This is a genomic window from Acetomicrobium hydrogeniformans ATCC BAA-1850, from assembly GCF_000160455.2.
Classification (GTDB): domain Bacteria; phylum Synergistota; class Synergistia; order Synergistales; family Acetomicrobiaceae; genus Acetomicrobium; species Acetomicrobium thermoterrenum.
Window position 1 is genome coordinate 1 of the sequence record NZ_ACJX03000002.1, and the last position, 7345, is coordinate 7345.

Annotated in this window: 6 protein-coding genes; all 6 read left to right on the forward strand. The window is 44.4% G+C overall.

Annotated features, from left to right (window positions below):
- The first annotated feature begins 223 nt into the window (after positions 1-223).
- A complete protein-coding gene (locus HMPREF1705_RS10430; protein ID WP_009202508.1) occupies positions 224-778 on the forward strand; it encodes a DUF6305 family protein in 555 nt (184 codons plus the stop codon).
- Positions 779-782: 4 nt separating this feature from the next.
- Positions 783-2069, forward strand: a complete 1287-nt coding sequence (locus HMPREF1705_RS10435) for a TRAP transporter large permease subunit (RefSeq protein WP_009202507.1) — start codon at positions 783-785, stop codon at positions 2067-2069.
- 178 nt (positions 2070-2247) lie between these two features.
- Complete coding sequence (locus HMPREF1705_RS10440) at positions 2248-3402, forward strand: succinylglutamate desuccinylase/aspartoacylase family protein (protein ID WP_009202505.1); 1155 nt, start codon at positions 2248-2250, stop codon at positions 3400-3402.
- Positions 3403-3444: 42 nt separating this feature from the next.
- The gene (gene ggt / locus HMPREF1705_RS10445; RefSeq protein ID WP_057941038.1) at positions 3445-5172 is read left to right on the forward strand and encodes a gamma-glutamyltransferase; all 1728 of its coding nucleotides are present in this window, start codon (positions 3445-3447) and stop codon (positions 5170-5172) included.
- Between the two features lie 332 nt (positions 5173-5504).
- The gene (locus tag HMPREF1705_RS10450) at positions 5505-6818 is read left to right on the forward strand and encodes a sensor histidine kinase (protein WP_207382515.1); all 1314 of its coding nucleotides are present in this window, start codon (positions 5505-5507) and stop codon (positions 6816-6818) included.
- Positions 6815-7345, forward strand: a 531-nt coding sequence (locus HMPREF1705_RS10455) for a response regulator (protein ID WP_057941039.1), incomplete at its 3' end; no start/stop codon positions are given. The genes HMPREF1705_RS10450 and HMPREF1705_RS10455, both read left to right, overlap by 4 nt.

A 7345-nucleotide genomic window follows, 5' to 3' on the forward strand; every position in this document is an offset into this window, starting at 1 on the left:
TGAAACCCAGGAAACAATAAAAGCTAAACATGACTTAAACAAACAAAGAGGTGTCCGCAAAGGACACCTCTTTGTTTGTTTAAGTTAGCATAATTCTATTATTAGCAATTTATTATAGTTAACCATGAGAAAAATGAGAAATATTATGTACATTTCGTTTCTAACAAGGTAACATAATTACGAAAAAAAATTAATTTGCAACAACTTAGGAGGTTACAACTTCATGAAAAAGGTTTTGGCACTTCTTTTATTTGCTCTGTTGGTTTTTTCTACACAAAGCATGGCCTACGCCTCTGAGGTAGCCCTTACCTCTGTAGGACAAAGTCCCGATGCCATGATGATTCGCGTAGTTCTTAGAAATATGGGAATAGAGCATGATTATGACAGCTTAATGAAAGCTGGCGACCTTGCAGGCCAAAAAGTCTTAATCCTCGTCGTTGGCGGCAGTTCAAAGGGATTAGGTGCGGCAGGCATAGATAAGGAAGAAGAAAAGGAAAGGGCAATAAAACTCATCAATACCGCACGGAATCAGGGCATGAAAATCCTAGTTATGCACGTAGGCGGTGAGGGTAGGAGGGGTCAGCTCTCGGATATGTTTATTGAAGCGGTAACCCCACTTGCTGACAGCGTGATCGTGGTAAAGGGAGGCAATAATGATGGCTTTTTTGATAAACTAACAAAAGACTCTGGCATCCCTATGCACGAGGCGAATTCCATAAAGGAAACAGATGCTCCCCTGCGTACAGTCCTTTTGGACTGGGGTATCGTAATAGGTTAGGACCATGACTCTATTTTGGCCCGAGGGTTTTTACACAATTATCATGGTTGGCACCTTTGCCTTTGGTGCCTTCTTTTTAAAACTCCCTATAGCAATATCCATGGTCTTGGCAGCAATTGCGGGTAGCATTGTAGCAGGCGAAGGGCTCCCTTTAAGACATCTCGTCGAAGGCACTTTTGGATATCTAGACACTATTTTAATCATTGCAACGGCGATGATCTTCATGAAGGTCATCGAGAAAACCGGATTGCTTGAGGCTATAGCCGCCTACATGATACGTAAATTCAAAAACCATCCACTCCTTTTATCCTTCGGGATCATGGTTTTAATTATGATCCCGGGCATGATAACCGGCTCCTCGACAGCCGCTGTTCTTACCACAGGCGCTCTTGTGGCACCTGTCCTCATAAAGTTAGGCGTTCAAGTACATAAAACTGCAGCTGCCGTAGCTATGGGCGCGATATATGGCATGATTGCACCGCCTATCAATATCCCGGCAATGATAATTGGTGGAGGTATAGACATGCCCTATGTTGGCTTTAGCGTCCCCCTTCTAATATGTACAATACCCCTGGCCGCAGTTACCTCTCTGCTTCTAATTTATCCTGGACTCAAAAACAAGGCACGCGATCAGAGGGCTTTGGAAGACGAGCTCCGTAAAATGGAACGCGTAAATATGACGCCAAGGCTTTTCTTACCAGTGGTCGGTCTAGTCATTCTGTTAGGAGGATCCAGCCTCTTTCCCTCTGTCTTTCCCTTTGGAATGCCCCTTTCCTTCCTCATGGCCTCTTCCTTGGCTTTCTTTACAGGAAAAAGTTGGAAACCTGTAGCTACTGTAACGGAAGCAATAAACGATTCTCTCCCAGTGATGGGTATACTCATGGGTGTTGGTATGTTCATTCAAATCATGACACTGACGGGCGTTAGAGGCTTTGTAGTGGTCTCAGCCCTTTCCCTTCCCGCTTGGCTTCTGTACGTAGGTATAGCAACATCGATGCCCCTTTTTGGTGCTGTTTCGGCTTTCGGGTCCGCTTCTGTGCTGGGCGTTCCTTTCTTGCTCGCACTGCTCGGCAAGAACGAAATCATCGCTGGAAGCGCTCTTAGCTTAATTGCAGGATTAGGCGATCTGATGCCCCCTACAGCACTTGCCGGAATCTTCGCAGCCCAAGTCGTGGGCGAAACAAATTATTTTAAGGTGCTTCGATTTTGTGTATTCCCGGCAATTTTAACAGCCCTGTGGGGGATTATCATCATATTGGGGGCAAGTATCATTTCTAGCATTGTTTATTAGGAGGAAAGCAAATTGATTATGACAGTTATATATCGTGGTATTGTAATATTCATCCTTAGTTTTGTTGTAAAATGCATGTTTCAAGAAAAGGACTTTTGGAAACAGGCCACAGCTGCCTTGGTGATCCTGCCTCTAATCCTACGAGCACTTCTAATTAAATAAAATAGAGGTGAAGAATATGAATTGGACTATAAAGGGAACTGTCCGAACCGCCTTTCTCCTTATCGTTCTGGTAGTATTGCTGGCATTCATATCAGCTCGCCAATTTGTCGCTATGTGGCAAACTGACATTTTAGTCCCGGCTACAGGCTTTAAAATGCGAATGCTATCAGAATGGTTCGACGGCATCAAAAACACTCCGGCTGACACTCCAGTCTTTATTCAGGAGGGCAAAGAAAAGGGCGGAACCGCATTTATCATGGGCGGCACTCATGCCAACGAACCAGCTGGATATCTTGCTGCAATCCTCTTCCTAGAACGCGCACAAGTTCAGAAGGGGCGGCTTATTGTGGTTCCCTTCGCCAACAATATGGGCTTTACCCATAATTCGCCACAGGAAGCGCATCCTCAATTTATTCACTTTTCCCTTCCTGATGGTTCGACGAGAACGTTTAGATATGGCTCCAGAAGCACAAACCCCATATTTCAGTGGCCCAACCCCGACGTTTTCATACACCCACAATCAGGGCAAAAGCTTGCGGGAAGCGAAAAAAGCAATCTCAATAGAGCTCACCCCGGAACCCCCGATGGCGCTCTTACTCAACGTCTAGCCTATGCTCTTCGCCAGCTTGTCATTGCGGAAAATGTTGACCTTGCCTTCGATCTGCACGAGGCATCTCCCGAATATCCTGTCGTCAATGCCATAGTTGCTCATGAACGCAGCATGGAATTAGCCGCCATGGTTGCCATTGAGATGGAAACCGCTGGAATTCCAATACGCCTGGAGCCGTCGCCAAAGAACTTGCGCGGACTCACCCATCGAGAATGGGGAGATGCAACAAATTCCATGCCAATTTTGATGGAAACGGGCAACCCTAGCCAAGGTCGCCTAAGGGGCAAAACGAACGAAGAGCTGGTCCTAACGGGCAGAGATAAATATTACGCATGGGCTTCGAAATTGGGACTACTCTTTATCCCCTATGAAGAAGACCAATCAATTGACCTACGCATAGCAAGACATGTAACTGCAATTCAATCCTTTTTTGATGCAATTGGCTTTTACGACCCTACAAAGGAAATCCTTATCAACGGAATTCCAAAATTCAATGAGCTACTTCATAAGGGGCTAGGATCGTTTTTGTCACCCCTAAAGTCTGACAATCTAACAATGTAATGTTATATTAGTGTTAAAATATAAAAAAAGGGAGGAATAGGTATGAAAAAAATTCTTTCGTTGATGGTAAGCATTATCATAGCAATTGTAGTAATGTCAACAATGGCGCCCGCTCAGGAGCCTCTTATTAAGGACGTATATGCAAAACACGGCATGGTGTCGTCGGCACATTTATTGGCCTCAAGAGCGGGTGTAGAGATACTCAAAAAGGGAGGCAATGCTATAGATGCTGCTGTAGCGACGGCTTTAGCGCTCAACGTCGTGGAACCAAACGCCTCAGGGATTGGTGGCGGGGGGTTCATGATCATTCGATTTGCAAAAACAGGAGAGATTATAGAACTGGACTACAGGGAAACCGCTCCAGCTAGCGCTACTAAGGATATGTTTGCCTCTGAGAAAGCTAAGGAAGAAAAATGGTCTCAGCTTGGCGGGAAATCCGTTGGAGTTCCCGGTTACATCATGGGAATGTGGATGGCCCTAGAAAAATATGGCACAATGCCATGGTCTGAGGTGGCAAAGCCTGCGATCAAACTTGCCGAGGAAGGTTTCGTTATAGTGGAAATGCAAACAGAGATCATTACGGACAATCTCGAGAAGCTCTACGCCTTTAACGATCCCTCTGACGTCCCTTTTCTGAAGGATGGCTACCCCATTGAAGCCGGAAAGGTCTTAAAGCAGCCAAATTTAGCCAAGGCCTTCAGGATGATAGGTGAACATGGACCAAAGGTATTTTATGACGGCCCAATTGGAGAAGCCTTTGTAAACGCTGTGAACAAAAATGGCGGGAATATGACGATGGATGATCTCAGAAACTATAAAGTTGAAACAAGAGAACCGGTGAGTGGCACCTACAGAGGTTACCACGTATATTCTACACCGCCAGCATCAAGCGGAGGAACCCACATTGTTCAATTGTTAAATATCATGGAGAACTTTCCTGTCTCCGATTGGGGACACAACAGCCCAAGATACCTTCATACTCTAGGCGAAGCAATGAAATTGGTCTTTGCCGACAGAGACGCTTACATGGCAGATTCTGCTTTCATAGAAGTTCCTCTAAAAGGACTTACCAACAAAGATTACGCAAGAAAACTTGCAGAAAAAATACGGCACAATGTCGTAATGACTGAGGTTCAGCCCGACGATCCCTGGATGTTCCAAGACAACATGACGGTGAACCACATCGCAGTGGCAAATGATACCCACATATCTACGAGCCATTTTTCTGTTGCCGACGAAGAAGGGAACGTCGTAGCATCCACCAATACAATTAATTATTTCTTCGGTTCAGGAATTGTCGTCCCCGAATATGGCATTGTAGCCAACAATGAAATGGATGACTTTTCGCCTAATCCTAATAGCGTTAATGCTCCAGAACCGGGTAAACGACCACTCTCATCGATGTCACCCAGTATATTACTGGATCCTGCTGGGAAGCCATTTATGACTGTTGGCGCGGCAGGCGCGCAGAGGATCATAACCGCTGTGACTCAAATTATAATGAACGTAGTAGATTTCGGCATGAGCATGGATGAGGCCATTGAACAGCCAAGAATCTTCACCAGAGCTTACAACGGAAAGGCCGGGGCTTTTCTTGTAGAGGACACGATGAACCCAACGACAATTCAAATGCTCCAAATACGTGGTCACAATATAGAAGTAAGACCAAAATCTGGGTATTTCGGCACTGCCCAGGGCATTCTCTTCACAGATAAATTGCTTAACGGTGGAGCTGATAGTCGACGTTTAGGAATACCCATCGGGTATTAATCATAACCTGAAGAAAAAACAAGAAAAAGATGCGAGAAAGTCTTTCTCGCATCTTTTTCTTGTTTTTTTATCTAATTAGAATGGGTTTAATCAACAGGAATACCAATAGTATAATAAAGCCAGGCTTGGGGTTCGCAAGGAAGAATGTACTTTGTCGTAATAATCTTTGTTATCTTACAATGCAAAAATCGCTTAACTTAGTTTGACATTAAATTACGTTCCAACAAAACCATGCCTTCGGAGGAGGGACGTTTATTATCGTCAAGGCCATTTACCATAGGCGCTGCCATGTTCGGCAAATCCTACAAAATTTTCCCCTTTTTATGGGGACCATGTTTTTATGTATCTGGATAATCACTCTGTCGGTCAAAAAACCCCTTATTGCTGTTTATAATCTTATAAATCTGGCAACGGCCGGCGGTGATAGTGGTTATCTTTTTGCCGCAGCTGGGGTTCTGGTTTTATTGAATACTTTGCGCGCCCTCTTCCTTTACCTCGGGTGGTTTTCAGTTGGACATGGTATGGCCAGACTTTTTGGTAGAAAATGGTTAGCCTTTGCTGTTCCAGTGATTATGATCCCTTTTTGTTATCAAATACTGGAATCCCTCCAATCTTCGGCGAAACCACATTTTGGGATGCCAGCTGTTTTCGGCATTCTATCTGTAGTAATCATACAAAAACTTACAAAAGATGTAGCAGGGTGGGGGAATACAACTTTGGCCTTGATCCCGCTTTTGTTCTCATTTCAGTGGCTGGACGTTATACCGAGACTCACGACTTTGGGGTTTGGATGGGGCGAAGTTTCAATGGCAATCAAAGGAGTAGCCTTTCTTCTGGAGCGAGACGAGATACTAAACCTCCTCGGAGGAATAGCTTTTATTACCGTTTTGGCAGGCGGCTTAATAACTTCAGAACTGCTTATTTTATCTACCAGACAAATCCGTCACATGAAACGCATCCGCATTCAGGAGCGACAACTTTCTCGACTTCGGGAAGAACATCTGCGGACGAGAAGTTCGCGTGAGTTGCAAAATCTCGTTCATGATCTCAAAAGACCGCTAACTTCTATAACCGGGCTGGCAGACGTCATTGAAAACAGCGTTTCTCAGGAGAACATTAAAAGACACGCAAAAATAATCCAACGCGCTGCCTGGGGAATGAATCAAATGATCTCCGAAATCTTGCATCCTGACTCTCGAAGGACAATAACACTTGAAGAAATACTATCCTATACAATGAGTCAAGTAAGCTCTTTGGACTTTCACCGCCATGTTGAGGTAATGCTCTCGGAAAGGGAATCAAAAATCACTTTGGAGGTAAATCTGGTCAGACTTTCAAGAGCGCTAGTGAATATACTCGACAATGCTGCTCAGGCTGCATCTGAAAAATCAAAGGAGCCACATATCCTATTGCAGGTCTCCTTCGACGGTTCATACGTATTATTTTCTGTCATCGACAACGGACCCGGCTTCCTGCAGCATCAATTAAGGGAACTTTCATCGGGGCGAAATCGAACAGGTCTCGGTTTGGCCTTCGTTCGAGAAGTTGCCCTGGAACATAAGGGTACGCTGGATATAGGAAATTCCGATAATGGTGGAGGTAAGGTTCAAATAAGAATACCGATAGAAAGGGAGGTTTTATTGTGACCATTAGTATTGGTGCAATAGATGACGATGAAGCCATCCTTTATACGCTTAAAGCCATGGCAGAAAATCAAAATTGGGAAATACACACGACCACTAGATGCGAAGACGTCATATCGTGGATACAGAGAAAAGAGATAGATATATTGCTGGTAGATTACCACATGCCCCTGACTAGTGGTGCCGAAGTAATTAAAAGATGTAGAAAAATATCAAAGGAGGTCACCATCCTCGTTCTAACTATCGAAGAAGATCAGAAGATAGCAAGAGATTTACTCTTAATAGGTGCCGATGACTTTGTTTTAAAACCAATTCGACTTGCAGATTTTGCAGCGCGCATTGCCTTACATAGCCGTCTTTTAGATTACCGTCGACATTCTGGCCTGGAAAATTTGAACAAGGGAATACATCAAGAAACGCTTAGAACCATCCTTTTGGCCCTTGACGAGATAGGGAACAAAGGCGCTACCATCCAAGATGTTGTAGAGAAAACCGACCTTTCCTACCCTACTGCTCATAGGTATCTGGAA